22 protein-coding genes are annotated in these 26,101 nt (G+C 72.9%); 17 read left to right on the forward strand and 5 right to left on the reverse strand.

What is annotated here, in order from left to right:
• Positions 1–26 precede the first annotated feature (26 nt).
• Entirely contained in the window at positions 27–1,664 is a 1,638-nt protein-coding gene (locus ABUL08_RS26965; protein ID WP_350932836.1) for an ABC-F family ATP-binding cassette domain-containing protein, read from the reverse strand.
• A gap of 88 nt (positions 1,665–1,752) precedes the next feature.
• On the opposite strand from ABUL08_RS26965, the gene ABUL08_RS26970 reads away from it, so the two are divergent.
• The 5 genes from ABUL08_RS26970 to ABUL08_RS26990 all read left to right on the forward strand — a co-directional run bounded on the left by ABUL08_RS26970 (position 1,753) and on the right by ABUL08_RS26990 (position 5,250).
• Positions 1,753–2,523, forward strand: coding sequence for an ROK family protein (locus ABUL08_RS26970; protein WP_350932837.1), 771 nt, complete (start codon positions 1,753–1,755; stop codon positions 2,521–2,523).
• Between the two features lie 90 nt (positions 2,524–2,613).
• Positions 2,614–2,982 carry a tetratricopeptide repeat protein gene (locus ABUL08_RS26975; protein ID WP_350932838.1) on the forward strand — a complete coding sequence of 123 codons (369 nt, stop codon included), beginning with the start codon at positions 2,614–2,616 and terminating at the stop codon, positions 2,980–2,982.
• 54 nt (positions 2,983–3,036) lie between these two features.
• On the forward strand, positions 3,037–3,291 hold the full coding sequence (locus ABUL08_RS26980) for a Smr/MutS family protein (RefSeq protein ID WP_013288724.1): 255 nt from the start codon (positions 3,037–3,039) through the stop codon (positions 3,289–3,291).
• Between the two features lie 72 nt (positions 3,292–3,363).
• Positions 3,364–4,047 carry a TetR/AcrR family transcriptional regulator gene (locus tag ABUL08_RS26985; protein ID WP_350932840.1) on the forward strand — a complete coding sequence of 228 codons (684 nt, stop codon included), beginning with the start codon at positions 3,364–3,366 and terminating at the stop codon, positions 4,045–4,047.
• 84 nt (positions 4,048–4,131) lie between these two features.
• Entirely contained in the window at positions 4,132–5,250 is a 1,119-nt protein-coding gene (locus ABUL08_RS26990; RefSeq protein ID WP_350932841.1) for an FAD-dependent oxidoreductase, read from the forward strand.
• A 47-nt stretch (positions 5,251–5,297) separates the two neighbouring features.
• On the opposite strand, the gene ABUL08_RS26995 is transcribed toward ABUL08_RS26990, so the two are convergent.
• The gene (locus ABUL08_RS26995; protein WP_350932842.1) at positions 5,298–7,676 is read right to left on the reverse strand and encodes a M28 family peptidase; all 2,379 of its coding nucleotides are present in this window, start codon (positions 7,674–7,676) and stop codon (positions 5,298–5,300) included.
• Between the two features lie 313 nt (positions 7,677–7,989).
• On the opposite strand from ABUL08_RS26995, the gene ABUL08_RS27000 reads away from it, so the two are divergent.
• The 7 genes from ABUL08_RS27000 (at position 7,990) to ABUL08_RS27030 (ending at position 16,562) form a co-directional block, all read left to right on the forward strand.
• Positions 7,990–9,207 carry a PP2C family protein-serine/threonine phosphatase gene (locus ABUL08_RS27000; protein WP_350932843.1) on the forward strand — a complete coding sequence of 406 codons (1,218 nt, stop codon included), beginning with the start codon at positions 7,990–7,992 and terminating at the stop codon, positions 9,205–9,207.
• Entirely contained in the window at positions 9,204–10,919 is a 1,716-nt protein-coding gene (locus tag ABUL08_RS27005; protein ID WP_350932844.1) for a sensor histidine kinase, read from the forward strand. The genes ABUL08_RS27000 and ABUL08_RS27005 overlap by 4 nt, the downstream gene beginning before the upstream one ends.
• Positions 10,916–11,368, forward strand: coding sequence for a response regulator (locus ABUL08_RS27010; RefSeq protein WP_242794573.1), 453 nt, complete (start codon positions 10,916–10,918; stop codon positions 11,366–11,368). The genes ABUL08_RS27005 and ABUL08_RS27010 overlap by 4 nt, the downstream gene beginning before the upstream one ends.
• On the forward strand, positions 11,361–12,170 hold the full coding sequence (locus tag ABUL08_RS27015; protein WP_350932845.1) for an inositol monophosphatase family protein: 810 nt from the start codon (positions 11,361–11,363) through the stop codon (positions 12,168–12,170). The genes ABUL08_RS27010 and ABUL08_RS27015 overlap by 8 nt, the downstream gene beginning before the upstream one ends.
• A gap of 65 nt (positions 12,171–12,235) precedes the next feature.
• Positions 12,236–13,267 carry a coiled-coil domain-containing protein gene (locus ABUL08_RS27020; RefSeq protein WP_377521830.1) on the forward strand — a complete coding sequence of 344 codons (1,032 nt, stop codon included), beginning with the start codon at positions 12,236–12,238 and terminating at the stop codon, positions 13,265–13,267.
• A 35-nt stretch (positions 13,268–13,302) separates the two neighbouring features.
• On the forward strand, positions 13,303–14,856 hold the full coding sequence (locus tag ABUL08_RS27025) for a fused MFS/spermidine synthase (protein ID WP_350932846.1): 1,554 nt from the start codon (positions 13,303–13,305) through the stop codon (positions 14,854–14,856).
• 71 nt (positions 14,857–14,927) lie between these two features.
• Positions 14,928–16,562 carry a serine/threonine-protein kinase gene (locus ABUL08_RS27030; RefSeq protein WP_350932848.1) on the forward strand — a complete coding sequence of 545 codons (1,635 nt, stop codon included), beginning with the start codon at positions 14,928–14,930 and terminating at the stop codon, positions 16,560–16,562.
• A 53-nt stretch (positions 16,563–16,615) separates the two neighbouring features.
• Here ABUL08_RS27030 and ABUL08_RS27035 read toward each other — a convergent pair whose 3' ends face one another.
• Together ABUL08_RS27035 and ABUL08_RS27040 are read right to left on the reverse strand one after the other, a co-directional pair.
• Entirely contained in the window at positions 16,616–17,284 is a 669-nt protein-coding gene (locus ABUL08_RS27035) for a potassium channel family protein (RefSeq protein WP_350932849.1), read from the reverse strand.
• Positions 17,274–18,608, reverse strand: coding sequence for a TrkH family potassium uptake protein (locus ABUL08_RS27040; RefSeq protein WP_350932850.1), 1,335 nt, complete (start codon positions 18,606–18,608; stop codon positions 17,274–17,276). The genes ABUL08_RS27035 and ABUL08_RS27040 overlap by 11 nt, the downstream gene beginning before the upstream one ends.
• A 106-nt stretch (positions 18,609–18,714) precedes the next feature.
• Here ABUL08_RS27040 and ABUL08_RS27045 point away from each other — a divergent pair, with 106 nt between their 5' ends.
• Positions 18,715–19,833: a glycerophosphodiester phosphodiesterase gene (locus ABUL08_RS27045; RefSeq protein ID WP_350932851.1), complete on the forward strand. Its 1,119-nt coding sequence runs from the start codon at positions 18,715–18,717 to the stop codon at positions 19,831–19,833.
• Positions 19,834–20,000: 167 nt separating this feature from the next.
• On the opposite strand, the gene ABUL08_RS27050 is transcribed toward ABUL08_RS27045, so the two are convergent.
• Entirely contained in the window at positions 20,001–20,303 is a 303-nt protein-coding gene (locus ABUL08_RS27050) for a GntR family transcriptional regulator (protein ID WP_350932853.1), read from the reverse strand.
• Between the two features lie 166 nt (positions 20,304–20,469).
• Here ABUL08_RS27050 and ABUL08_RS27055 point away from each other — a divergent pair, with 166 nt between their 5' ends.
• The 4 genes from ABUL08_RS27055 (at position 20,470) to ABUL08_RS27070 (ending at position 26,101) form a co-directional block, all read left to right on the forward strand.
• Positions 20,470–20,769, forward strand: coding sequence for a DivIVA domain-containing protein (locus ABUL08_RS27055; protein ID WP_350932854.1), 300 nt, complete (start codon positions 20,470–20,472; stop codon positions 20,767–20,769).
• Entirely contained in the window at positions 20,769–20,969 is a 201-nt protein-coding gene (locus tag ABUL08_RS27060) for a hypothetical protein (protein WP_350932855.1), read from the forward strand. Before ABUL08_RS27055 ends, ABUL08_RS27060 begins: the two co-directional genes overlap by 1 nt.
• 127 nt (positions 20,970–21,096) lie before the next feature.
• Positions 21,097–24,543: a VWA domain-containing protein gene (locus ABUL08_RS27065; RefSeq protein ID WP_350932856.1), complete on the forward strand. Its 3,447-nt coding sequence runs from the start codon at positions 21,097–21,099 to the stop codon at positions 24,541–24,543.
• Positions 24,544–24,898: 355 nt separating this feature from the next.
• Positions 24,899–26,101 (forward strand): substrate-binding domain-containing protein, encoded by a 1,203-nt coding sequence (locus tag ABUL08_RS27070; protein ID WP_350932857.1) that lies wholly within the window; start codon positions 24,899–24,901, stop codon positions 26,099–26,101.

The following is a 26,101-nucleotide window of genomic DNA, read 5'->3' on the forward strand; positions in this document are numbered from 1 at the left end:
ACCCGGCAAGCGGACTTCGGCAGGGATCAATCCTCGGCGATCCGCCCGGCGTCCACCCGCAGCCGCCGGTTGACGCTCACCGCGTCCAGCATCCGCCGGTCGTGGGTCACCAGCAGCAGCGTGCCCGGATAGCCGTCGAGGGCCTGCTCCAACTGCTCGATGGCCGGCAGGTCCAGGTGGTTGGTCGGCTCGTCCAGCACCAGCAGGTTCACCCCGCGGCCCTGGAGCAGGGCCAGCGCCGCGCGGGTCCGCTCGCCGGGGGAGAGGGTCACCGCCGGCCGCAGCACGTGCGCCGCGCGCAGGCCGAACTTGGCCAGCAGCGTCCGCGCGTCCGCCGGGTTCAGCTCCGGTACGGCCAGCCGGAACGCGTCCAGCAGCGGCTGGTCGCCGAGGAAGAGCCCCCGCGCCTGGTCGACCTCGCCGACCACCACCCCGGGACCGAGCGCGGCGTGCCCCTCGTCGAGCGGCAGCCGGCCCAGCAGCGCGGCGAGCAGCGTGCTCTTGCCGGAGCCGTTCGCCCCGACGATCGCCACCCGGTCGGCCCAGTCGATCTGCAGGTCCACCGGGCCGAGGGTGAAGCCACCCCGGCGTACGACGGCACCGCGGAGCGCGGCCACGACGGCGCCGGCGCGGGGCGCGGCGGCGATCTCCATCCGTAGCTCCCACTCCTTGCGCGGCTCCTCCACCACCTCCAGCCGCTCAATCAGCCGGTCGGTCTGCTTCGCCTTCGCCGCCTGCTTCTCCGAGGTCTGGCCCCGGAAGCTCTTCACGTGCTTGTCGTTGTCGGTGGCCTTGCGGCGGGCGTTGCGGACGCCCTTCTCCATCCAGGCGCGCTGGGTGCGGCCGCGCTCCTCCAGCCCGGCGCGGGTGTCGGCGTACTCCTCGTACTCCTCGCGGGCGTGCCGGCGGGCCACCTCCCGCTCCTGGAGATAGGCCGCGTAGCCGCCGCCGTAGTGCCGGGTCTGCTGCTGGGCCAGGTCCAGCTCCAGCACCCGGGTGACCGTCCGGGTCAGGAACTCACGGTCGTGGCTGACCAGCACCGTCGGCGCGCGCAGCCCGGTGACGAAGCGCTCCAGCCGGTCCAGCCCGGCCAGGTCCAGGTCGTTGGTGGGCTCGTCGAGCAGGAAGACGTCGTACCGGCTGAGCAGCAGCGAGGCCAGCCCGGCGCGGGCCGCCTGGCCGCCGGAGAGGGCGGTCATCGGGTGGTCCAGGTCGACGGTCAGCCCCAGCTCCGCGGCGACCTGCTCGGCGCGTTCCTCCAGGTCCGCGCCGCCGAGCGCGAGCCAGCGCTCCAGCGCCTCGGCGTACGCGTCGTCGGCGCCCGCCGCCCCGGCGGTCAGCGCCTCGGTGGCCGCGTCCAGCGCCGCCTGCGCCTCGCTGACCCCGGTACGCCGGGCCAGGAAGTCGCGGACCGTCTCGCCGGGCCGGCGCTCCGGCTCCTGCGACAGGTGGCCGACGGTGGCGGTGGGCGGGCTGAGGGAGACGTCGCCCGCCTCGACCGGCTGGAGGCCGGCGAGGATCCGCAGCAGCGTGGACTTGCCGGCGCCGTTCGCGCCGACCAGCCCCACCACGTCACCGGGGGCGACGACGAGGTCCAGGTCGGTGAAGAGCAGCCGGTCACCGTGGCCGGCGGCGAGGTCCTTGACGATCAGTGTGGCGCTCATGAGGAGGTCGAGCCTACCGGCGCGGTGCCGCGCGCCGATCGGATGACCAGCGCTCCGCGCGCGGCGGAGGTGAGGGAGACTCACTCCCGTGGTGACCACTCTCGCGATCGACTGTGGGGGCGGGGGGATCAAGGCGTCCGTGCTGGACGCCGCCGGGACCATGCGGGCCCGGCCGCTGCGGGTGCCGACGCCGTACCCGTTGCCTCCGTCGCTCTTCGTCAAGACCCTGCTGGACCTCGGTGGCCGGCTGCCGGCGGCGGACCGGGTGACGGTCGGCATGCCGGGGATGATCCGGCACGGCGTGGTGGTCGCCACCCCGCACTACGTGACCCGTACCGGGCCGCGCAGCCGGGTCGACCCGGACCTGCTGGCCGAGTGGTCCGGCTACGACGCCCGCAGCGCGCTCGCCGACGCGTTCGGGGTCCCCGCGCTGGTGCTCAACGACGCCGAGGTGCACGGGGCGGGCGTGGTCGCCGGCACCGGCTGCGAGCTGGTGCTGACCCTCGGCACCGGGCTGGGCAGCGCGCTCTTCGACGGTGGGGTGCTCGCCCCGCACCTGGAGCTGTCGCACGCCCCGGTCCGCTGGGGCACCACCTACGACACGTACGTCGGCGAGCCGGAGCGTCGGCGGCTCGGTGACGCCTTCTGGTCCCGGCGGATCCGGCAGGTGGTGGACGGCCTGCGGCCGGTGTTCCGCTGGGACCGGCTCTATCTGGGCGGCGGAAACTCGCGGCTGATCCGGCCGGAGCAGCTGGCCCGGATGGGCGACGACGTGGTGGTCGTGCCGAACACGGCCGGAATCGTCGGTGGTGTCCGGGCCTGGGAGCTGGTGGGCGACCGGTACGACCCGACCCACTGACGCCGATCGACGCCCGAGGAACACTCGCGGTTCGGCCGGTGTTGTGCCAGCGTCGACACAAGCGTGGCGCGACACGAGGAGGTGGGTCGGATGGATCTGCTGGCGGAGTACCGACGGGCGACCATGTTCTTCGAAACGGGTGACCCGGCCGGAGCGGCCCGACTGCTCGAGCCGATCGTCGAGGCGGAGCCGGGCAACTCCTCCGTGCGGCAGCTGCTGGCCCGGGCGTACTTCCAGTCGGCCCAGCTCAACCGGGCCGAGGAGCAGCTCCGGGAGCTGGTCGACCGGGACCCGAGCGACCACTACGCGCACCACGTGCTGGGCCGGACACTGGAGCGGCTGAACCGGCACGTCGACGCCCTGCGTCACCTGCGCATCGCGGCGGCCATGTACGCGACCAACACCGACTACACGACCGCGCTGCGCCGGGTGGAGGGCCGGGTGGGCGGCGGTCGCTGACGAAGCGGCGGGCAGCCCGGGCGGGCTGCCCTCCGTCGTACCTAGGATGGTCTGGTGAAGCTCAAGCTCGATCTCCACGACATCTACAACAAGGGCCACGACATCGACCGCGCGCTGCGCGGGATCATGGACGAGGCGGTGGCGAAGAAGGCCACCCTGGTGGAGATCATCCCCGGCAAGGGTTCCGGCGCGCTGAAGAAGAAGGTGCTGCGCTTCCTCGACCAGAAGGACGTCAAGCAGCTCTACCACCGGGTCGAGAAGGACTCGAAGAACTTCGGCCGCCTCTTCGTCCACTTCCGCTGGAAGTAGCGCCCGCCTGAAGAAGATCGTTCCGAGCTTCCGGCTTGCATGTCAACGAACATGTTCGTTACGATCGCGTTCATGAGCCCTCGTCGTACGCCGGTCAGTCGTCGGGACCGGCCGGCCAAGTCGCCGCTGAGCCGGGGTGGCCTCGTCGCCGTGGCGCTGCGGATCATGCGGGACGAGGGCCTGGAGCGGGTCACCATGCGGCGGCTCGCGACCGAACTCGACACCGGTCCCGCCTCGCTCTACGTCTATGTCGACAACATGGCCGAGCTGCACGGCGCGCTGCTGGACGAGCTCGTCGCCGAGCTGGATCTCCCGACCGACGCGGCCGCACGGCACTGGCGCGACGAGCTGATCGGGCTGCTGGTCCGCTACACCGGGCTGCTCATGGGCTATCCGAGCCTGGCCCGCTCGGTGCTGACGCTCCGGCCGTCCGGGCCGCACTACCTGCGTCTGATCGACGCGCTGCTGGGTCTGCTGCACGTCGGCGGCGTGCCGGCGCGGCAGGCCGCCTGGGGTGTCGACCTGCTGTTGCAGCACGCCACGGCCACGGCGGCGGAGCAGGGCACCCGGGACGAGTCGGCGGTCGCCGACAGCGAGGCCGAGCAGCTCCTGGTGGCCGTACGGGAGGCCGACGAGGGTGACCACCCGAACGTCCACCGGGTCCGCGACGAGCTCTTCTCCGGCACCGGCGAGGAGCGGCTGCGCTGGTCGTTCGCCGTGCTGGTGGACGGCCTCGCCACCACTGCCACCCCCTAGGCGGGTCACCGCTCGCCTCCGATCGAACTGCACCTATGACGAACATGTTCGTCACGAACATGTTCACAACACAGGGAGACACCGATGACCACACCGTCGATCGCCATCGTGGGCGCCGGGCTGGGCGGCCTGTTGCTCGCCCGCGTCCTGCACGTCCACGGCATTCCGGCCACCGTCCACGAGCGGGACGCCGGGCAGGAGGCGCGTACCCAGGGCGGCATGCTCGACATCCACCAGGACACCGGGCAGCTCGCGCTCCGCGCCGCCGACCTCTACGAGGGGTTCCGCCGCATCGTGCACCCCGGCGGCGAGGCGCTGCGCATCCTGGACCGGCAGGGCACGGTCCTCGTGGACGAGGCCGACGAGGGCGACGGTGACCGGCCCGAGGTCGACCGCGGCGACCTGCGCCGGCTGCTGCTGGACTCGCTGCCCGAGGGCACGATCCGGTGGGGCGCCACGGTCACCGCGGCCCGCCCACTCGGCGACGGACGGCACGCGTTGACCCTTTCGGACGGCGACACCGTCACCACCGACCTGCTGGTCGGCGCGGACGGCGCCTGGTCCCGGATCCGGCCGCTGGTCTCGAACGCCACCCCGACCCCGGCCGGAGTGTCCTTCGTGGAGATCGAACTGGTCGACGCCGACACCCGTCATCCCGGCTGCGCCGCCGTCGTCGGCGCCGGCATGATGTTCGCCCTCGCCCCCGGCCAGGGCCTCCTGGCGCACCGGGAGACCGACGGCAGCCTGCACGTCTACGCCGCGTTCACCGGCGGGGACGTCGACATCGCCGGCCGGGACCCGGCCCGGTTGGTGGAGCGGTTCGCCGACTGGGCGCCCGAGCTGCGGGCGCTGATCACCGAGGCCGACGGCGACCTGGTGCCGCGGGCCATCCACATGCTGCCCGTCGGGCACCGGTGGGACCGGGTGCCGGGCGTCACGCTGCTCGGCGACGCCGCGCACCTGATGTCCCCGTTCGCCGGCGAGGGCGCCAACCTCGCCATGCTCGACGGGGCCGGGCTGGGCCGTGCCCTCGCCGACCACCCGGACGACGTCGAGGCGGCGCTCGCCGCGTACGAGCGGGCGCTCTTCCCGCGCAGCGCGCGGGCCGCCGCCGAGGCCGCCGCCAACCTGGCGGTCTGCTTCCGTGACGACGCCCCGCAGGGCCTCGTCGACCAGTTCGCCGCCTACGCCGAACCGCGCTGACCCGGCCCCGGGGTCAGCGGGAGGCTGACCCCGGGGCACCAGGACGGTCAGAAGGAGTAGCTGCGGGCCACCGCAAGCATCTCCGAGGTGTGCGAGCCGACCACGCCGACGTCGGCGGGGCGGGGGCGGAAGCCGGGGACGGCGGTCAGACCGTCGCTGGCGTCCATGGCCCGCAGCACGACCTTGTCCGCCTTCGGGGTCAGGGTCAGCGTGACCTCGATGCCCTCCGGCGGCGGGGCGTGGAAGACGATCCCGAAGCCCCACCGACCCTCGCGGGCCTTGACCGGCACCTCGCGGCCCCCCACCACCGCCGACCGCACGGTGGCGGTGGAGGTGTCGACGTGCAGCGTGGCGAGGCGGACCGGCCGCTGCGGGACCAGCCGCAGCCGCAGCACCCGCTGGTCGCCCGCGCGGGTGTCGGCCAGCACCGTCACCGTCGGCGCGGGCAGGTTCGCCGGCTGCGCCGGCCCGGCCCGCAGCTCCGGGTCGCCCAGGCCGGGGAAGTCGTCGGCCACCGACGCCCGGTCGTCGACGAAGCCGGCGGTCCAGGGCTGCGGGTCGTCCTCCCGGCTGAGCCACTGGGCCTTCCCGGTGCCGGCGTCCAGGGCGTACATCAGGTGGGTGGGCACCGGGTGGGCGGCGTCGAAGCGGTCCACGACCAGGCCGACCCCGGCGAGCACCACGGCCGCGAGCCCGGCGGCGACGGCCGGCAGCGCGCCCAGCCGGCGGGCCCGCAGCGCGACCAGGCCACGCTGGCCGCCGGCCTGCGGGTGCAGCAGGTCCACCACCGGCAGCGCGGCCAGCCCGAGCAGCACCGCGAAGAGCGCCGCGACGCCACCCATCGCCATCCCGAGCGCGGGGAAGAGCAGCACCACGGTCGGCAGCAGGATCAGCACGGCGACCGCGCCGGCCAGGGTCACCGCCAGCACCGGCCAGGGGCCGTCGAGCCGGGTGGCCAGGGCCGCGAGGCCGGCCAGCGCACCGGCCAGGGCCGGCAGGGTCGTCAGGTACGCCCCGCCGGGCACCAGGACGGCGAGCAGCACCCCGAACAGGGCCAGCCAGACCAGCCCACCGAACGCGAGGGCGGCCGGTCCGACCCGGCGACGGGTCGACGCGTACCAGGCGAAGAGGATCGTGGCGGCGAGCGCCACCACCGCGAGCCGGTACCAGGTCGGGCGGTACGGGTCGAGCAGTTCCGCGTAGCCGGGGCGGGCCGTGGTGATCCCGGTCCAGAGCAGCCAGGCGCCCAGCGGCGCGGCCACCACCGGCACCAGCGCGAGCCCGACGCCGGCGGCGAGCCGGCCGGCGGTGGCCCGCCCGCGCCGTCGCAGCAGCCAGCCGAGCACGCCGACGGCGACCACCGCGAGCAGCGCCAGCGGCAGGGTCAGCCAACCCGGGTAGCGGACCAGCCCGCCGGGCACCGGGAAGTAGGTGGCGTCGTGGTCCGACCGCAGCGCGTTGAGGTCCGTACGCCCGAACTCGCGGGCCAGCCCGAGCGCGTTGTCGCCGTGCATCTGGAGGCTGCGCCGGTCCATCGCCGCCGGGGTGTCCAGCGGCGAGTGGTAGACCGCCCCGCCGTCGATGTACGCGGAGTTCAGCCCGACGAAGTTCCGGTCCAGGAAGGCGGTGAAGTCGGTGTCGTTCGGCAGCGCCCGGTAGATCTCCACGGCGAACGAGGTGCCGACCGGGTGCGGGGCGGCCCGACCGAAGACGTCGACCAGCTTCGCGTTGTTCCGGGACGTCTCGAACATGATCACCGGGCCGGTGGAGCCGCGCGCCTCCAGGTTGAGCACCACCCCGCCGTCGGCGGCGAGTGGATGGCTCTGCGCGAACGCGGCGGCCCCGCAGAGGCACGCCTCCTCGGCGTCGGTGAGCACCAGGACGATGTCGTTGCGGGGGCGCGGCCCGGCGGTCAGCGCCCGGCCCACCTCCAGGATCGTCGACGTGCCGGCCGCGTCGTCGTTGCCGCCCGGGCCCGACTGCACCGAGTCGTAGTGGGCGACCAGGAAGACCCGGCCGGTCGGCGCGGTCCCGGGCACCCGGGCCACCACGTTGCGGACCCGCGCGACGGTGGCGCCGCCGGCCGCCCCGCTGAGCTGACCCGCCTCCGGCGCCACGGTGTCCTGCACCTCGGTCTCCAGGCCCAGGCCGCGCAGCACGTCGACCAGGTGCTCCCGGACCTGGTCGTTGGCGGGGCTGCCGGCCACGTGCGGCCGGGCAGCGATCACCCGCACCTGCTCGTACGCCCGGGCGGCGCTGAAGTCACCGGCCGGCGCGTCGGCCGGTCGGGGCGCCGGTGGGCGCAGGTCGAGCAGGGTGCCCGCGCCGACGGCGAGCAGCGCCGCCAGCGCGGCGAGGGCGGCGGGCAGGCGCCGCCGGGGCCGGGCCAGGGCCCGGTCGGCGGGGCGGGTGGGGGATACGCCCACGGGGGACTCCTCGGGGGTGGGGCCAGGGGTGGGATCATCCTGCACCCCCGGGGCGCGCGGCGGGACTCGCCGGTCGGCGGACCTTCTCGGCAGGGTGTCCCGCCTGGGGACCAGGGACCCGGCGTAACATCGGCCGTCCGTCTGGTCGCTGAGCGGGTGGGGGCGATCCCGTCCCGCCCCGTGCCGCTGCCGCTGTCGTGTTGTGTGCGACCGTTGTCTGATACAGGATCAGCAGGGCACTCGGAAGGAGCCCGACATCACCAGCGACCTCCCGCGACTCGCGGCGGTGACCCGGCCGAACCGGGGGACCGGTATGACCGGTTCCTCCCTGGTGCCGTACCCGCACGGGGGGCTCGCGCGGCACGGCAACCTGCCGCCCGGTGAACGCCTCCGGGTCCTGCTGGTCGAGGACGACGAGGGGGACGCCTTCCTCGTCGGTGAGCTGCTCGCCGAGACCAACTCGATGATCGACCTGCTGGTCGCCACCAGCCTGAGCGAGGCCCGCCAGCGGGTGATGGGCGTCGACTGCGTCCTGCTCGACCTCGGCCTGCCCGACGCGCAGGGGCTGGACGGGCTGCGCCAGGTGCTGGAGATGTCCAGCGGCGCCGCGGTCTGCGTGCTGACCGGCCGCTCCGACGAGCACCTGGGCATCGTCGCGGTCGCCGAGGGCGCCCAGGACTATCTGGTCAAGGGGCAGGTCGACGGGGTCCTGCTGACCCGGGCGCTGCGCTACGCCGTCGAACGCAAACGGGCCGACGAGAACGCCCGCCGGCTCCGCGAGGTCGAGCTGCGGCAGGCCGAGTCCGCCCGCCTGGAGCGCGGCCTGCTGCCCCAGCCGCTGATGACCACCGACCAGGTCGCGGTGCACACCTTCTACCGTCCCGGTCGGCACGCCGCCCTCATCGGCGGCGACTTCTATGACGTGGTGCAGACCCGGCCGGACCGGATCGACCTGATCGTCGGCGACGTCTGCGGCCACGGCGTCGACGAGGCCGCCCTCGGCGTCGAACTGCGGGTCGCCTGGCGGGCGTTGATCCTGGCGGGCGTGCCCGACGACGAGGTGCTGCCCGCGCTGGAGCAGGTGCTGATGAGCGAGCGCCGCCTCCAGGAGATCTTCGCCACGGTGGCCACCGTCCGCCTCGACCTGGCCGCCCACCGGGCCACCGTACGACTCGCCGGGCATCCGCCGCCGGTGCTGCTCAGCGGGGGTGAGGTCGCGCCGGTGCCGGCCAAGGGTGGCCTGCTGCTGGGCGTACGACCGCGCCGGCCCGTTGCCTTCGACCTGGAGTTCGACACCGATGACTGGTCCCTGTTGATGTACACCGACGGCCTGATCGAAGGGCGGGTGGGCGACGGCGACGAGCGGCTCGACGTGGCGGGGCTGACCGAACTCCTCGCCGACCCGGCCAACCGGGCGGTGCCTCTGGCCGAGCTGCCGGCCTGGCTGGTCGGTCGCGCCGAGCAGATCAACGGCGGCCCGCTCGCCGACGACGTCGCCATGCTGCTGGTCACCCGCGGAGCTGGCCGATGAAGGCGTACCAGCAGGGGTGGACCCTGCGTCGCCGGGTGGTCGCGCTGCTCAGCGTGGTCCTGGTGCTGCTGCTCGGGCTGGCCGCGGCCGAGGCGCTGGTGGCGACGAAGAACCGGCAGAACATCGACGCCGTGCTGCTCAGGACCGGCCCGCTGCGGGTGCAGGCCCAGGAGTTGCTCAGCGCGCTGCTCGACCAGGAGACCTCCGTCCGCGGGTACGCGGTGAACGGCGACCGGAAGGACCTGGCCCCGTACGAGGCCGGTCTGGTCCGGGAGCGGGACACCGTCGCCAAGATGGAGAAGCTGGCCGCCGACTATCCCGACGTGCTGCGCGAGCTGCGGGTCGTCGAGCAGCAGGCGGCGCAGTGGCGGACGAAGGTGGCCGAGCCGGTGATCGCGACGACCACCCGCAGCGGCCCGGCCGCCGGTCAGGCGCTGATCACCGACCAGACCCGGCAGCAGTTCGACGGCATCCGGGCCGCGGTCAACCAGCTCCAGGCGGAGATCCTGGTCGTCCGGCAGCAGACCGCCGACAAGGTCAACGAGACCGGCAACGTGCTGGTCGTCCTGCTGATCGTCGCCGCCCTGGTGGTCGCGGTCGCGGGCGTGGTCATGGTGCTCTCGCTGGACCGGATGCTGATCCGGCCGCTGGCCGGGCTGGTCGGCCAGGTGCGGGAGGTCGCCGCGGGCGACTACCAGCACCACATCGAGGGCTCCGGCCCGCCGGAGTTCCGGGTGCTCGCCGAGGACATCGACGGCATGCGGCAGAAGATCGCCCGCGAGCTGGCCGAGGTACGCGAGGCGCGGGAGCGGATCGAGTGGGTCAACAGCCAGCTGTCGAAGCAGGCCGAGGAACTCACCCGCTCCAACCGTGACCTGGAGCAGTTCGCGTACGTCGCCTCGCACGACCTCCAGGAGCCGCTGCGCAAGGTGGCGAGTTTCTGCCAGCTGCTCCAGCGGCGCTACGCCGGCCAGCTCGACGAGCGCGCCGACCAGTACATCGCCTTCGCGGTCGACGGCGCGCAGCGGATGCAGCGGCTGATCAACGACCTGCTGGCGTTCTCCCGGATCGGCCGGCTCACCACCGGGTTCACCGAGGTCGACCTGAACAAGGTGATGGGTGACGTGGCCGCCCAGACCGAGGCCGCCCGGCAGTACTCGGACGCCGAGCTGACCTGGGGCGAGCTGCCCACCATCCGCGGCGAGGAGCCGCTGCTGACCAACCTGCTCGCCAACCTGGTCAGCAACTCGATCAAGTTCCGCCGCCCGGACGTGCCGCCGAAGGTGCACGTCTCCGCCCGGCTGGTCGGCGACGAGTGGGAGATCAGCTGCCAGGACAACGGCATCGGGATCGAGCCGGAGTTCGCCGACAAGATCTTCGTGATCTTCCAGCGGCTGCACGCCAAGGACGCGTACCCGGGCACCGGGATCGGCCTGGCGATCGTCAAGAAGATCGTGGAATATCACGGCGGTCGGGTCTGGGTGGACACCGGCACCGCGGAGGGCACCGCGATCCGGTTCACCCTCCCGGCGCTGCCGGAGGACGTCGAGGCCGCCCGGGCCGCCGAGGCGGAGCGTACGGCTGAGGCGACCGGGACCGACGCGGAGCCGGTCGTCGCGGCCGACCCGGCGGACTCCTCGACGCGCGGCGACACGCCGGAGGCAGCGGCCGAGGGCGGTACAACGGGTGGCATGAGGGAGACGGTGGGATGACCGCGCCGGCAGACGGCAAGAGCCCGATCGAGGTCCTGCTGGTCGAGGACGACCCGGGCGACGTGCTGATGACCCAGGAGGCGTTCGAGGAGCACAAGCTCCGCAATCGGCTCACCGTGGTCTCCGACGGCGCCGAGGCCCTGGCCTACCTGCGCCGCGAGGGCGAGTACGCGGACGCCGTCACGCCCGACCTGATCCTGCTCGACCTCAACCTGCCCCGCCGGGACGGCCGCGAGGTGCTGGAGGAGATCAAGAACGACGAGGAGCTGCGCCGCATCCCCGTCGTGGTGCTGACCACCTCGCAGGCCGACGAGGACATCCTGCGCAGCTACCAGCTGCACGCCAACGCCTACGTGACCAAGCCGGTGGACTTCGAGCGCTTCATCTCGGTGGTCCGCCAGATCGACGAGTTCTTCGTCAGCGTGGTCAAGCTCCCGCCGCGTGGCTGACACCCTGCTGGACGATGTCGGCGCGCTGCTGCGGGAGGTCGCGGCCCAGGTCGTGGTGCCGCTGTTCCGGCGGCTCGACGAGGACGACATCTCCGAGAAGGCCCCCGGTGAGGTGGTCACCGTCGCCGACCGGCGAGCCGAGGAACTGATCTCGGCCGGGCTGCGGCGGCTGCGTCCCGGCTCCCTGGTGGTCGGCGAGGAGGGCGTCGCCGAGGACCCGGAGCTGCTCCGCCACCTGCGCGACGCCGGCGACGTCTGGCTGGTCGACCCGGTCGACGGGACCGCCAACTTCGCCGCCGGCCGCCGCCCGTTCGCGTTGATGATCGCGCTGCTGACCGACGGGCTGCCGGTGGCCTCCTGGATCTTCGACCCGCTCGCCGGTGACCTGGCCGCCTGCCGCGCCGGCGCGGGGACGCACCTGGACGGCGCGACGGTACGCACCACCGACTCGCTGCCCGCGGTCGGTGCGTTGCGCGGCACGGCGATGACCCGGTTCCTGCCGCCCGACGCGCGGGGGGCCGCCGAGGCGGGTGGCGCGCGGATCGGGGAGCTGCTGCCCGGTCAGCACTGCGCCGGCCGGGAATACCTGGACATCCTCACCGGCGCCCAGCAGTTCGTGCTGTTCTGGCGCACCCTGCCCTGGGACCATGCCCCGGGCACCCTCCTGGTCCGGGAGGCCGGCGGGGTGGCCCGGCATTTCGACGGCACCGACTACCACCCGGCCGACGACTCCCACGGCCTGCTGGTCGCGGCGAGCGACGAGATCTGGACCGAGGTCCGCGCGGCCCTCCTCGACCGCTGACCGGGGCCTGTGCTTCTCCCGGGGCGGGCGGTATTGTGACCGGCGGTCGACGGAAGGACCCTTTCGTGCTCAGGAGCAGGCGCGTCCGCCACCCGTTGCTCGCCCTGCTGGTCGCCACCGCGCTGCTGCTCGGCGCCGGCCTCGCCCCCGCCGCTCCGGCGGCTGCCGCGCCCACCCCGGGCACCCCCGACGAGGGGGGCAGCAAGCAGCTCCGGGAGGCCCTCGAAGCGGCCGCGAAGGGCCACATCGAGGCGAAGGCCAAACTGGACAACTCCAAGCGCCGGCAGGTGGCGCTGACCGGCCAGCTCAGGGAGATCGAGGGCCGACTGGTCGGGTTGACCGCGCAGGCCGGCGAGGTGGCCGTGCAGTCGTACCGGCTGGGGCGGCTGACGCCGGTGTCGATGCTGCTGGAGAGCGCCGACCCGCAGTCGTTCCTCAAGCGGGCCGCCGAGCTGGAGGTGATGGCCCAGCGGGACAGCGCTCGGCTGCGTGACCTGAACCAGGCGCGGGCGGAGGCCGCCCGGGCCAAGACCGCCATCGACGGCGAGGTGCGCGAGCAGGCCAAACAGCTCGTCGCGCTGGCCAGGAAGAAGCGGGACGCCGAGATCGCGCTCGCCAAGGTCAGCTCGGGCAGCGGCTCCGGCTTCCGCGGCGGCGGCTCCTCCTCCGCCCGTCCCGCCCCGCGCAACCCGGACGGCTCCTGGCCGTCCGAGTCCTGCTCGGTGGACGACCCGACGCCGGCCGACGGCTGCATCACCCCGCGCACCCTGCACATGCTCCAGCAGGCCCAGGCCGCCGGCTACAAGCGCTACGCGTCCTGTCACCGCAGCGGCGGCGACGGCGAGCACCCGAAGGGGCGGGCCTGCGACTTCTCCGCCGCGGCCGGCGGCTTCGAGGACGTCACGGCCACCGGCGGCGACAAGGCGTACGGCGACAGCCTGGCGAGCTGGGCGAAGAACAACGCCGGTCGGCTCGGCATCATGTACGTGATCTGGTATCGGCAGATCTGGATGCCGAACACCGGTTGGCGGGCGTACAGCGGGGGCGGCAGTCCCGCCGCCGACCACACAAACCATGTTCACATCTCGATGTACTGACCCGGAGCGCGGCGAACGCTCGTAGCATCGCGACGGTGAGCAGTTCATCGTCCGACATCGTGGTGGAGTCCGCCCCGGTGGTGCCCGCCCCGCCCGGGGCCCTGCCGAACGGCCTCGCCGCGTTCCTGGTCTTCCTCTCCAGCGGGGCCGTGCTGGTGCTGGAGACCGTCTCGCTCCGGCTGGTCGGCCCGTACGTCGGGGTGACCCTCCAGGTCACCAGCGCGGTCATCGGGATGGCGCTCGCCGCCATCGCGTACGGGGCGTGGATGGGCGGGTTCCTGGCCGACCGGCGGAACCCGCGTGCGCTGCTGGCCCCGGCGCTGGTGCTGGCCGGCATCGCCACCGCGGTCACCCTCCCCGTGGTCCGCTACGCCGGTGAGGTGCTGCGCGGTGGTGCGGCCGGCGCGGTGCTGATGCTGACCGCGCTGGCGGTGCTGGTGCCGGCGGCGCTGCTGGCCGGGATCACCCCGCTGGTGGTCAAGCTCCAGCTCGCCGACCTGCGCCGGACCGGTCAGGTGGTCGGGCGGCTCTCCGGCATCGGCACGCTGGGCGGGATCACCGCCACCCTGGTCACCGGCTTCGTGCTGGTGGCGGCGCTGCCCAGCACGGTGATCGTGCTGGGGCTGGCGGTGCTGCTCGGGCTCACCGGGCTGGGGCTGAGGGCGTACCTGCGGCGGCGGGCGGGCACCGGGCTGCCCGGTCCGGCCCGGGTGAAGGCGGCCGTGGCGGTGCTCGGCCTGGCCGGTGCGGGGCTCTCCGCGGTCGCCCCGAACCCGTGCGACGTGGAGACCGCGTACCACTGCGCCCGGGTGGTGGCCGACCCGCACCGGGCCGGCGGGCGGGTGCTCTACCTGAACTCGGCGCAGCACTCGTACGTCGACCTGACCGACCCGACGCACCTGGAGTACGCGTACACCCGATGGGTCGGCCTGGTCGCCGACCTGGCCGCGCCGGCCGGGCAGCGGCTGGACGCCCTGCACCTCGGCGGCGGTGGCTTCACCGTGCCGCGGTACCTGGCCGCCACCCGCCCGGGCACCGACAACCTGGTCTTCGAGATCGACGGCGGCCTGGTCGACCTGGACCGGCGGGAGCTGGGCGTGCGGACCGGCCCCGACCTGCGGGCGCGGGTGGGGGACGCCCGGGTGCTGCTCGGCGGCGAGCCGACCGACAGCCGGGACCTGATCGTCGGGGACGCCTTCGGTCACCTGGTGGTGCCCTGGCACCTGGCCACCCGGGAGATGGCCGGCGAGATCCGCCGGGTGCTGCGGCCGGGCGGGATCTATGTGCAGAACGTCATCGACGCCCCGCCGGGCCGCTTCGTGCGCAGCGAGATGGCCACCGTGGCGGCCGAGTTCCACTACGTCGCGCTGATCGCGCCGCCGTGGGCGCTGGCCGGTGACGGGGGCGCGAACTTCCTGCTCGTCGGCTCGGACTCGCCGCTGCCGTTGGCGCGGATCATCGTCGCGCTGCGGGGCCTGCCGGAGCCGGCGGTGCTGCTGTACGGCGACGAGCTGACCTCGTACGTCGGTGACGCGCTGGTGCTCACCGACGACTACGCCCCGGTGGACCAACTCCTCGCGACCGCCTGATCGGGTGACTTTTCTGACCGATTCCGACCGTTGAGGTGTAGGCAGGGCGACGCCGGGCAACAGCACCGACCATGGGTGGAACGGTCAGGAACGGCGGCTCACAGCTGCTCGGGGAGCGGTACCGGCTGATCGAGCAGCTCGGTGCGGGCGGCATGTCGGTCGTGTGGCGTGGCTACGACGAGGTGCTCGGCCGCCAGGTGGCGGTCAAGGTGCTCGCCTCCCGGTTGGCCAGCGACAAGGCATTCCGGCACCGGATCCGGATCGAGGCGCAGGCCGCCGCGCGGCTCTGCCACCCCAACATCACCAACGTGTACGACTACGGCGAGTCCGAGCAGGTCGGGCTCACCGTCCCGTACGTGGTCATGGAGCTGGTGGACGGCGGCCCGCTCAGCAGCCGACTCGGCCGGGGCGGGCAGCTGCCCTGGCGGGAGGCCGTCACGATCGGCGCGGAGGTCGCCTCGGCGCTGGCCACCGCGCACGCCCGCGGCGTGGTCCACCGGGACGTGACCCCCGGCAACGTCATGCTCACCCCGACCGGGGTGAAGGTCGTCGACTTCGGCATCTCGGCGCTGGTGGGGGAGAGCGAGAAGGGCCCGGACGGCGCGCTGCTCGGCACCCCCGCCTATCTGGCGCCGGAGCGCCTCGACAACGGCCAGGTCTCCCCGGCCACCGACGTGTACGCGGTCGGCCTGCTGCTGTACCGGATGCTCACCGGCCGGCTGCCGTGGCAGGCGAGCACCACCACCCAGATGCTCCGCGCGCACATGTACAACGACCCGGACCCGATGCCCGAGGTGGTCGGCCTGCCCGACGCCGTCGCCGAGCTGGTCGGTCGTTGCCTGGCGAAGCGCCCCGCGGACCGGCCGGGCACCGCCGAGGTGGCCCGTACGCTGGCCGACGCGGCCGGCATCGCGGCGATCGTGCCGGTCTCCCCGGCGCTCGGGCAGTTCGACCCGGCGCTGCTGGAGAACGCCGGCACCACCATCCTGCCCTGGTCCTCGGCGACCGACGCGCTGCCCTTCTCGGCGGTACGCACCCGGGAGCGCCGGGCGGCGGCCCGCCGCCGCAAGGTGGAGGCCGGGGTGGCCGCCGTCGGTCTGGTCGCGGTCACCGCGACCATGTGGGGGCTGACCTCGCGCAGCCCGGCCAGCGGTGGCATCGAGCCGACCGAGGCGCGGATGGGGCTGGCCGAGCCCGCCCCCTGCGAGGTCGACTACGCGCTGCGCCGCGACTCGGGCCGGGACTTCGCCGCCGAGCTGACCCTCACCAACACCGGTGGCCGGGAGCTGCGGGACTGGACGATGAGCTTCACCTTCCCGGGGCGGCAGACGGTGACGAAGGCCCAGCCGACGGTGCACCAGGAGGGGCGGACGGTGCTGGTCAAGCCGACCGCCGGGAACACCGCACTGGCCCCGGGCGCCTCCCAGAAGATGGCCCTGAGCGGCAGCTACACCGGCGGGAACCCGCTGCCGGTGCAGTTCAAGCTGGGGGATCAGGCGTGCGACGTCCAGGTCTCCGGGGTGGCCGGCTCGACGCCCACCACCGCGCCGACCACGACCGCGCCGACGAAGGCGCCGGCCAAGGCGCCGGTGAAGGTCACCACGAAGAGCAGCGGCACCCGTTCCTCGGGGACCTCCGGCGGGGCCAGGGCCAAGCCGGACAGGCCGCACAAGGGCAAGGACGGTGGTAAGGGAAAAGGAAAGTGACCGAGAAGAAGGGGGGTGGGCACGGCAAGAAGAACAAGAAGGGCAAGTGAGCCTCAGCTGAGCGCGGCGAACTGCTGCACCTGCGCGATGCTGCCCTCCACGATCAGCACACTCCCCTCGGCGAGCACGGTGTCCGCGGCGGCGTAGCGGAACCGTTCGCCCGGGAGCTTCGCACCGACCACCATCACCCCGTACCGGTCCGCGGGGGCCAGCTCGCGCAGCGGCCGACCCACCATCGAGTCCGGCACCCGGACCTTCGCGATGGCGAAGTCGTCGCCGAACTCGATGAAGTCGAGCATCTTGCTGACGATCAGGTGCGCCACCCGCTCACCGGTCTCCGCCTCCGGGAAGATCACGTGCTGCGCGCCGACCGCGCTGAGGATCTTGGCGTGCTTCTCCGAGGTGGCCCGGGCCCAGACCTGCGGAACGCCCAGCTCGGTCAGGGCCAGCACGGTGAGCACACTGGCCTCCACGGACGCGCCGATGGCCACCACCACCCGCCGGAAGTCCGCGACCCCGAGCTGGCGCAGCGCGCCCTCCTCGGTGGAGTCCGCCTGCACCACCCGTTCGAGCTGCGGCGCCCAGCGCTGCACCACCTCCCCGCTGCGGTCGATGGCGAGGACCTGGTGGCCGAGCTGGCTCAGCGAGCCGGCCAGGTGGCAGCCGAACCGGCCCATGCCGATCACCACGATGCCGCTGTCGTCCGTCTTCCTAGCCGACAATGGGTTGCTCCTCCGGATAGCGGTACAGCCGGCGTCGGGTGTTCAACGCGATCGCCGACCCGAGGGTGAGCGGGCCGATCCGGCCGATGTACATGAGGGCGGTCAGCACGTACTCGCCGGGTTCCGGCAGGCGCGCGACGAGTCCGGTGGTGAGGCCGGTGGTGCTGAAGGCGGAGGTCACCTCGAAGAGTGCGGCGTAGTAGCGCACGTGCTCGGTCAACACGATCAGCGCGACCGTGCCGGCGACGACCAGCGCCACGCTGAGCAGGGCCACGGTGAGGGCCTGCCGCTGGCTGGCCGTGGCGAGCCGGCGGCCGCCCACCGTGACGTCCGGCTCGCCGCGCAGTTCCGCCCAGATGACGAAGGCGAGCAGGAAGAACGTGGAGACCTTGATGCCGCCGGCCGTGCTGGCGCTGCCCCCGCCGATGAACATCAGCACGATCAGCAGCGGGTAGCTCTCCTCACTGAGGTTGCCGACCCCGATCACGTCGAAGCCACCGGTGCGGCTCAGCGCGATCTGGGTGAACGAGGCCAGCACCTTCCCCGGGGCGTCGTAGGTGCCGATGGTGGCGGGATTGCTCCACTCGGTGAGCAGCAGGACGCCGAAGCCGAACCCGATCAGCACGAGGCTGCCCCAGATGGTGAGCTTGGTGGCGACCGTCCAACGGGCCGGTCGGCGCCAGCTCCGGACGGCCTCGAAGAGCGCCGGGAAGCCGAGCCCGCCGATGATCGCCCCGAGCCCCAACGGCAGCGCCACCCACGGGTCTCGGGCGAACGCCAGCAGACCGTCGGAGTAGAGGGTGAACCCGCCGTTGTTGAACGCCTGGATCGAGTGGAAGGTGGCCGACCAGAGGGCCCGCCTCGGCGGGTAGTCGTAGACCAGCCAGAGCCGCCCGGTGATGACGGCGGTCATCACCGCCTCGGTGACGAAGACGGTCGCCGCGATCCGCACAAGCAGCCGGCGTACGTCGCCGATGCCGTACTCCTGGGTCTCGGCCTGCACGAGCAGCCGGTTGCGCAGGCCGAGCTGCCGGGACACCACCAGGATCACCAGGGCCGCGATCGTCAGGATCCCCAGGCCGCCGAGCTGGGTCAGCACGGTGATCATCACCAGCCCGAAGTCGTTCCAGTAGTTCGGGGTGTCGTTGATCGCCATGCCGGTCACCGAGACGGCCGAGGTGGCGGTGAAGAGCGCCACCACGAACGGCGTGTACCGGTGCTGGCTGGTCGCCCAGGGCAGCATCAACAGGCCGGTGCCGACCAGGATCGCCGCCAGGAACCCGAACGGCACCAGCCGGACGGGGTGACGGAGCAGGCGGCGCACCAGGTCATCTTCCGTCCGGAGATTCACCGGCAGGTCAGGAACTGACCAACTGGTGGCCAACCGCGACCGGTCTGCTGGGCGCATCCCTCGACGACAGGAGACGGCGTTGCGACGTACCCTTTCCGCCCTCGGTCTGGCCGGCGCGCTGCTCGCGGCGGCCGTGGTGGTGCCGACCGTGGCCGCCCAGGCCGACCCGGAGCCCGGCGCCGACCGGCACCGGGCCACCCAGCGGCCCATCGTGATCGGCCACCGGGGCGCCAGCGGCTACCGCCCGGAGCACACCCTGGAGTCCTACCGGCTGGCGATCCGGCTGGGCGCGGACTTCATCGAGCCGGACCTGGTCTCGACGAAGGACGGCGTGCTGGTCGCCCGGCACGAGAACGAGATCTCCGGGACCACCGACGTGGCCGCGCACCCCGAGTTCGCCGCCCGGAAGGCGACGAAGACCATCGACGGGGTCGCGGTGACCGGCTGGTTCACCGAGGACTTCACCCTCGCGGAGCTGAGGACCCTGCGGGCCAAGGAGCGGTTGCCCCAGGTCCGGGTGGCCAACACCGCGTTCGACGGGAAGTTCCCGGTGCCGACCTTCCAGGAGGTCATCGACCTGGCCCGGGCCGAGTCGAAGGCCCGGGGGCGGACCATCGGCGTCTACCCGGAGACCAAGCACCCCAGCTACTTCGCCTCGATCGGGCTGCCGCTGGAGGAGCCGCTGGTCGCGGTCCTGGCGGCCAACAGGCTCACCCACCGCAACGACCCGGTCTTCATCCAGTCCTTCGAGACCGCCAACCTGCGCAAGCTGCGCGGCCTGACCGACAACCGGCTGATCCAGCTGATGGACGCAACCGGCCGCCCGTACGACTTCACCGCGGCCGGTGACGGCCGCACCTATGCCGATCTGGCCACCCCCGCCGGGCTGGCCTGGGTCGCCGACTACGCCGACGGTGTGGGCGTCAACAAGAACCTGATCGTCCCGCGGGACGCCGCCGGCAAGCTGCTCGCCCCGACCACCCTGGTCCGGGACGCGCACCGGGAGAAGCTGGTCGTGCACGCCTGGACGTTCCGCGCGGAGAACCAGTTCCTGCCGGTCGACTTCCGGATCGGCGCGGACCCGAACGCCCGCGGCGACATCACCGCCGAGTACGAGCTCTTCTTCGGCCTCGGCCTGGACGGCGCCTTCGCCGACCAGCCGGACACCGCCGTCGCCGCCCGCGCCGGCCTCGCCTGACAGCAGCTCGCCGAGGCGGGGGTGTCCGGGTCGCCGGACACCCCCGCCTCGGCCTTCCGGCGTCGGCCGGTCGCGCGGGGGCGCCCGGCAGGGCGGGGTGAGTGTCGTGGACGCTACAGACTTGATGGCATAGATGAATCACCCGCCGCGTCGGGCAAGTGATTCATCTATGCCATCAAGTTCGTAGCAGTCGCCAGCCGCCAGTCGTCAGCATCGAGGGCGAATCGGGCCAGCCGCTTCTCACCGCGCGGGCGCTCGGCGACATACGTGCCTCGGCCGGGTTGGCCGGTGATCAGTTCGCGGTCGTGCAGCAGGGAGAGAGCCCGCGAGGCGGTGTTCATGTGGACGCCGTATGCCTCGGCGAGTTCCCTCGTGGAGGGCAACTTGTCGCCGGGCTTGAGCTCGCCGCTTCTGATCTTGGCGGTGAGTTCGTTGGCGATCTGGCGATAGGGGGCTTCGGCGGTAGGCATGGTGAGGACTCCGGTTGGTTCGGCAAGCCTTCGGAGCCCGGACCTCAGGTGGGCTCCGGGGTCGTACCGCCGACGAGGGCTGCGGTCGCGGGGCCGGCGGTCCGGTCCGCGTCCCCTTTCCGCGGACCGGACCGCCTTCCAGGGCGACTGAGGAAGGAGGATTGCCATGCGCAACCTGCTCAACCTGTTCCGGCCGGCACGACAAACGGTGTCGGGGCGACCACCGAACGGTGGCTGGTACCGATCGGAGGCCTGTCGGCCGCTGAGCGTGGGGCAGGTCCGTGACCGGCACTTCCGGACCGTCCGGCACGGGCTCGACCCGGTCGAGGTGCACGCCTTCCTCTACCGGGTGGCCGGGGACCTGGCGATCGTCCGGCGCGAGTTGGCCCGTACCGCGGAGGAGAACGACCGGATCAAGCGGGCGTTGCGGAGCTGGCAGTCGCGCTTCACGCCGGGGGTGCGCTGATGGAGCGGGCGCGGTTCGTCGTACACCTGCCGGTGCTCGCCACGGATCTGGACGGTGCCCGGGCCGAGGCGACGGTGTCCGAGGAGGATGCCCAGCGCGTACGCCATCGGGTCTACTGCGACCTGCTGCTCGACGGTGGCCGGCGGTGCCCGCATCCGGCCGACCACGACGGCGCCTGCGGCCCGGCGGGTCATCGGTAAGCGAGAGATCCTCCGTATCGGTGAAACAGATCATAAATGGACAAATGCCCCCATAGTGTGTGCGCGTGACCTGCGCAGAGGGCAGGTCAGGGTCGCGCCGTCCCGCACGGCGTACGGGGGTTCTTGAATGTCCATTCTCAGCACGACACGGGTGCGACGCCGCTGGAGCGCGCTCGCGGCGCTGGCGCTCGTCGCCGGCCTGCTGCCGCTGGTGGGGCCGCACAGCGCCACGCCGGCGTCGGCCGCCAGCCCGACCACTGCCACGCTCGTCGTCAACAAGGGCGGTGACCGCACCGGCGAACAGACCGTCGGCCCGCTCGCCGGGGCCACCTTCGGCTTCTACGCGGGCACCAGCGGTGCCCCGCCGAGCCCGCTGCCGGCACCGGACGCCACCTGCACCACGGACGCCACCGGCTCGTGCAGCGTGGACGTCCCCGGGCGGACCGGCACCAACCAGGGTTACTGGATCATCGAGCAGAGCGCGCCGACCGGCTGGCGGGTCATCCCGAGCCTGGTCACCGGCAACGGAGGCAGCGCGCCGTTCCAGTCCACCCCGTACAACCGGGTCTTCACCGGTGCGGTCGCCAACGACCAGACGTACACCTTCCCGGTGCCGACCACCGGCAACAGCAACCGGACGGCGCGTGGCGCGCTCTGGGCCGACGAGCGCAACAACCCGGCGCTACCGGCCGCGTGCGGCCTGCACATCGCGCTGGTCATCGACGTCTCCGGCTCGATCTCGGGTGACCTGCCGACGGTCAAGGCCGCCGCGAACGGCTTCGTCGACGCGCTCACCGGCACGCCGTCGGAGATCGCGCTCTACACCTTCTCGACCAACGCCAACGCGGTGCTCAACCCGACCCCGGTCTCCGACCAGGCCGGTGCGGACACCGTGAAGGCGGCGATCAACGGCCTCACCGCCGGTGGCACCACCAACTGGGACCAGGGCATCTGGCAGGTCGCCGCCTCGCCCTTCGACTACGACGCGGCGATCGTGCTCACCGACGGCAACCCCACGGTGTACGGCCCGCCGCCCGCCCAGGGCCCCGGCAACTTCACCCGGTTCCTGGAGGTGGAGAACGGCGTCTTCTCGGCCAACGCCCTCAAGGCCCGCGGCACGAAGATCATCGCGGTCGGCGTCGGCGCGGGGGTCAGCGGTGCGCCGGACAACCTGATCGCCATCTCCGGTCCGGTCGCCAACGACGACTACTACCAGACCGGGTACGAGCAGCTCGCCGCGCTCTTCCGGCAGCTCGCGCTGGAGAACTGCGCCGGCACCATCAGCGTGGTCAAGAAGGTCATCCCACCCGGCGGCACCCCGGCCGACGCGCTGCCCGCCGGCGGCTGGACCATCTCGACCTCCACCAGCGGCGTCACCCCCGCCAGCGGGGTGACCGACACCTCGACCGGCGCGGTGAACTTCGCGGTCGACCTGGGTGGCCAGACGAGCCGTCCGGTCACCCTGGACGAGACCGTCCAGGCCGGGTTCACGCCGGTGCCGCAGGGCGACTTCAACGCGTCCTGCACGGCGAACGGAAGCCCGGCCACGGTCACCAACGGCACCGGTACGGCCTTCACCGTGGACGCCCTGGCCAACGGGATCGTCAGCTGCGTGATCCTCAACCAGGCCGCCGACCCGGTGGCGAGCGTCGTGGTCAACAAGACCTGGGTGATCAACGGGCAGACCTTCCCGGACCCGACCCAGGCGCCCGAGTTCCAGGCGGCCCTGAGCCTGCCGGGCATCGTCGAGCCGGCCTGGGGGGTCGAATACCACGACTTCACCGCCGGTCAGGCGATCGTGGTGGACGAGACCATCAACACCCAGCTGCTGCCGCCGGGCTGCACCAACACGGCCAGCGGTGACCTGGGCGAGCAGACCCTCGATGCCGGGCTGAACACCTTCCAGATCACCAACACGGTCACCTGCGTCACCCGGTTGCAGCTGGTCAAGGCGGTCGACAACCCGTACGGCGGCACCACGCCGCCGCCCACCGCGTGGACGCTCAACGCGTACCCGCCGGGGTCGCCGACGCCGGTGATCAGCGGAACCACCGGGGTGGTCGACAACGTGACGCCGGACCTCGTCTACTCGCTGGGCGAGAGCAACGTCCCCGGCTTCACGCAGACCGTCGAGCAGGGCGCGGTGATCGTGCCCCCGGCCACCGGGAGCTGGAACTGTCTGCTGGCCCAGCCCGGCGGGCCGCCCAGGGGCCCCGGCCCGACCGGCGCCGACGGCACGGTGGCCGTCCAGATCGGGCAGACCGCCGTCTGCACCGCCACCAACGTCGCGCAGGCGGCGAAGCTGACCCTGGTCAAGCGGGTGGAGAACCCGTACGGCGGCACCGCCACCCCGCAGGACTGGGTGCTGTCGGCGACACCCCGGTCGCGGGTGGTGATCCCGACCATCACCGGGCGCAGCGGGGAACCCGCCGTCACCGACGCCCAGCTCTACCCGAACACGCCGTACGACCTGGCGGAGAGCGGCGGCCCGGCCGGGTACGAGCAGGTGGGCAGCGTCCGGTGCGTGCTGACCGGCACGGACACCGTGGTGCCGACCCCGGACAACGTGCTGACCGCCACGTTCGCACAGGACGTCACCTGCACCTTCACCAACCGGCAGCTCCAGCCGCCGCCGGGCCAGGCCAAGCTCACCCTGGTCAAGCAGGTGGAGAACAAGTTCGGCGGCACGGCGAAGCCCACGGACTGGCTGCTGAGCGCCACCCCGCCGCCGGGCTCCAGCGCGACCGCGATCAGCGGTCGTAGCGGCGAGGCCGCGGTGACCAACGCGGTGGCGGTCGCGGGAGTGGGTTACACCCTCGCGGAGAGCGGTGGACCGGCCGGATACGAGCAGCTCGGGGACGTGCGCTGCGTCTACAACGACACGGGTGAGGTCGTACCGACCCCGGACAACGTGCTCACCCCGGTGGCCGACCGGAGCTACACCTGCACCTGGCGCAACGGCCAGCTCGACCCGGGTGGGGCGTACCTGACCCTGGTCAAGAAGCTGGTCGACGGCAAGGACGGCTGGGGCGGCAGCGGCGGCCCGACCGGCGGCCCGGGTGGCAGTGGTGGCCCGGGTGGCGGCCAGGGCTGGCAGGGTGGCCCGAGCGGCGGCGGGAGCTGGGGCGGTGACGGTGGCGGCAAGGCCCAGCCCACCGACTGGCTGCTCAGCGCGACTCCGCTGAACGGCGCGACCCCGATCAGCGGCCGGACCGGCAGCCCGGCGGTCACCGACGTCCGGGTCGAGGTCGGCGTGGGTTACCGACTCGCCGAGTCCGGCGGCCCGCAGGGCTACCAGCAGGTCGGCCCGCCCGAGTGCGTGCTGACCGGTAGCGAGGAGTCGGTGCCGGTGGTGAACGGGGTGGTCACGCCGGAGCGGGGCCAGGACATCACCTGCACCTTCACCAACCGGGCGGTGAAGAAGCCCGCCCCGCCGTGGTACCACGGCGGGGGCCACCTGCCGGTCACCGGTCTCAAGCTGACCGGGCTCATCGGCGGCGGTCTGCTGGCCGTGGCCGGGGGTGTGGCGCTGCTGCTGGTCACCTGGCGTCGGAGGAGGGCGCTGACCGTCTGACCGGTCGACGGACGGCCCGGTGGGACCCGGGTCGGCGCGGCGCACCACGCCGCGTCGACCCGCCCCGCCGGGCCGCCGTCGTGTGGGTGCGGCCGTGGTCGCTCCGGCGTCGACGGACGCGCCCGGAGCCGTCGGCCGCACCGCGACGATGGCGGGGCGCGACACCTCGCCCGGGTCGCCGGTGGCGGCCGGGGCCATCCGGGGTCGGTGGGGTCACGCGGCGACGACGGCACTTGTAACGGGCGGCCACCCGTTCCCGACGACTTGTGTGTTACGCCCACATAGCCCGTGGGTGACGTCACTTCTAGCGTGAGCCGACAACTGAGTCAGCTTCCTGTCCTCACCTGGAGTCGCGATGACGGTCCGGCACACGCGGCGGGTGTTCCTCTCCGCCGCCACGATGATGGCGGCGGCGCTCGCCACCACGGCCTGCGGCAGCCCGCAGGACACCGCCTCCGGCGGTGGTGACACCGCCCCGGTCAAGGTCGGTCTGGTCTACTCCCAGTCCGGCCCGCTGGCCAGCTACGGCAAGCAGTACATCGAGGGGTTCAAGGCCGGCCTCGACTACGCCACCAAGGGCACCGGCAAGGTCGGTGACCGGAAGGTCGAGGTCACCGAGGTCGACGACGCGGGCGACCCGGCCAAGGCGGTCTCCGCCGCCAAGGACCTGATCGGCAAGGGTACGAAGATCATCGCCGGGTCCACCTCGTCCGGCGTGGCCCTCCAGGTCGCCCCGATCGCCGCGCAGAACAAGGTCCTCTTCATCTCCGGCCCGGCCGCCACCGACGCGGTGACCGGGGCGAACAGGTACACGTTCCGCTCGGGGCGGCAGTCGTACCAGGACGTGGTGACCGCCAAGTCCTTCATCGGCGACGCGGCCGGCAAGAAGGTCGTCGTCTTCGCCCAGGACGGCGCGTTCGGCGACGCCAACGAGGCCGCGGTCAAGAAGGTCATCGGCGGCGCCGGCGCCACCGTCAGCAGCGTCCGGGCCCCCGCCAGCGCCACCGAGTTCACCCCGTTCGCCAGCCAGATCAAGGCCGCGAAGCCCGACCTGCTCTTCGTCGCCTGGGCCGGCACCACCGCCCCGGCCATGTGGCAGACCCTGGACCAGCAGGGCGTCCTCGCCTCCACCACGGTCGTCACCGGCCTGGACATCCGCGCCTCCTGGCCCACCTTCGGCGCGGCCGGGGCCAAGATCTCCTTCCTCTCGCACTACTTCGACGGGGCCAGCGACACCGAGGCCGCCAAGGCCGCCAAGGCGAAGATCCCCGGCGGGACGCTCGACCTGTTCCACCCGGACGGCTTCGCCGCCGCCCAGATGGTCGTCCGCGCCGTGCAGGAGGGGGGCGACGACGTCGACAAGATGGTCAAGGCCCTCGAAGGGTGGAAGTTCGACGGGATCAAGGGCCCGATGACGATCCGCGCCGAGGACCACGCGCTGCTCCAGCCGATGTACCAGGCCAAGCTCACCGGCAGCGGCACCGCCTTCACCGCCACCGCGCAGAAGAGCCTGACCGCTGACGAGACCGCCCCGCCGGTCACCCAGATGAAGGGCTGA

It is taken from the genome of Micromonospora sp. CCTCC AA 2012012 (assembly GCF_040499845.1).
In the GTDB taxonomy this organism is placed as follows: domain Bacteria; phylum Actinomycetota; class Actinomycetes; order Mycobacteriales; family Micromonosporaceae; genus Micromonospora; species Micromonospora mangrovi.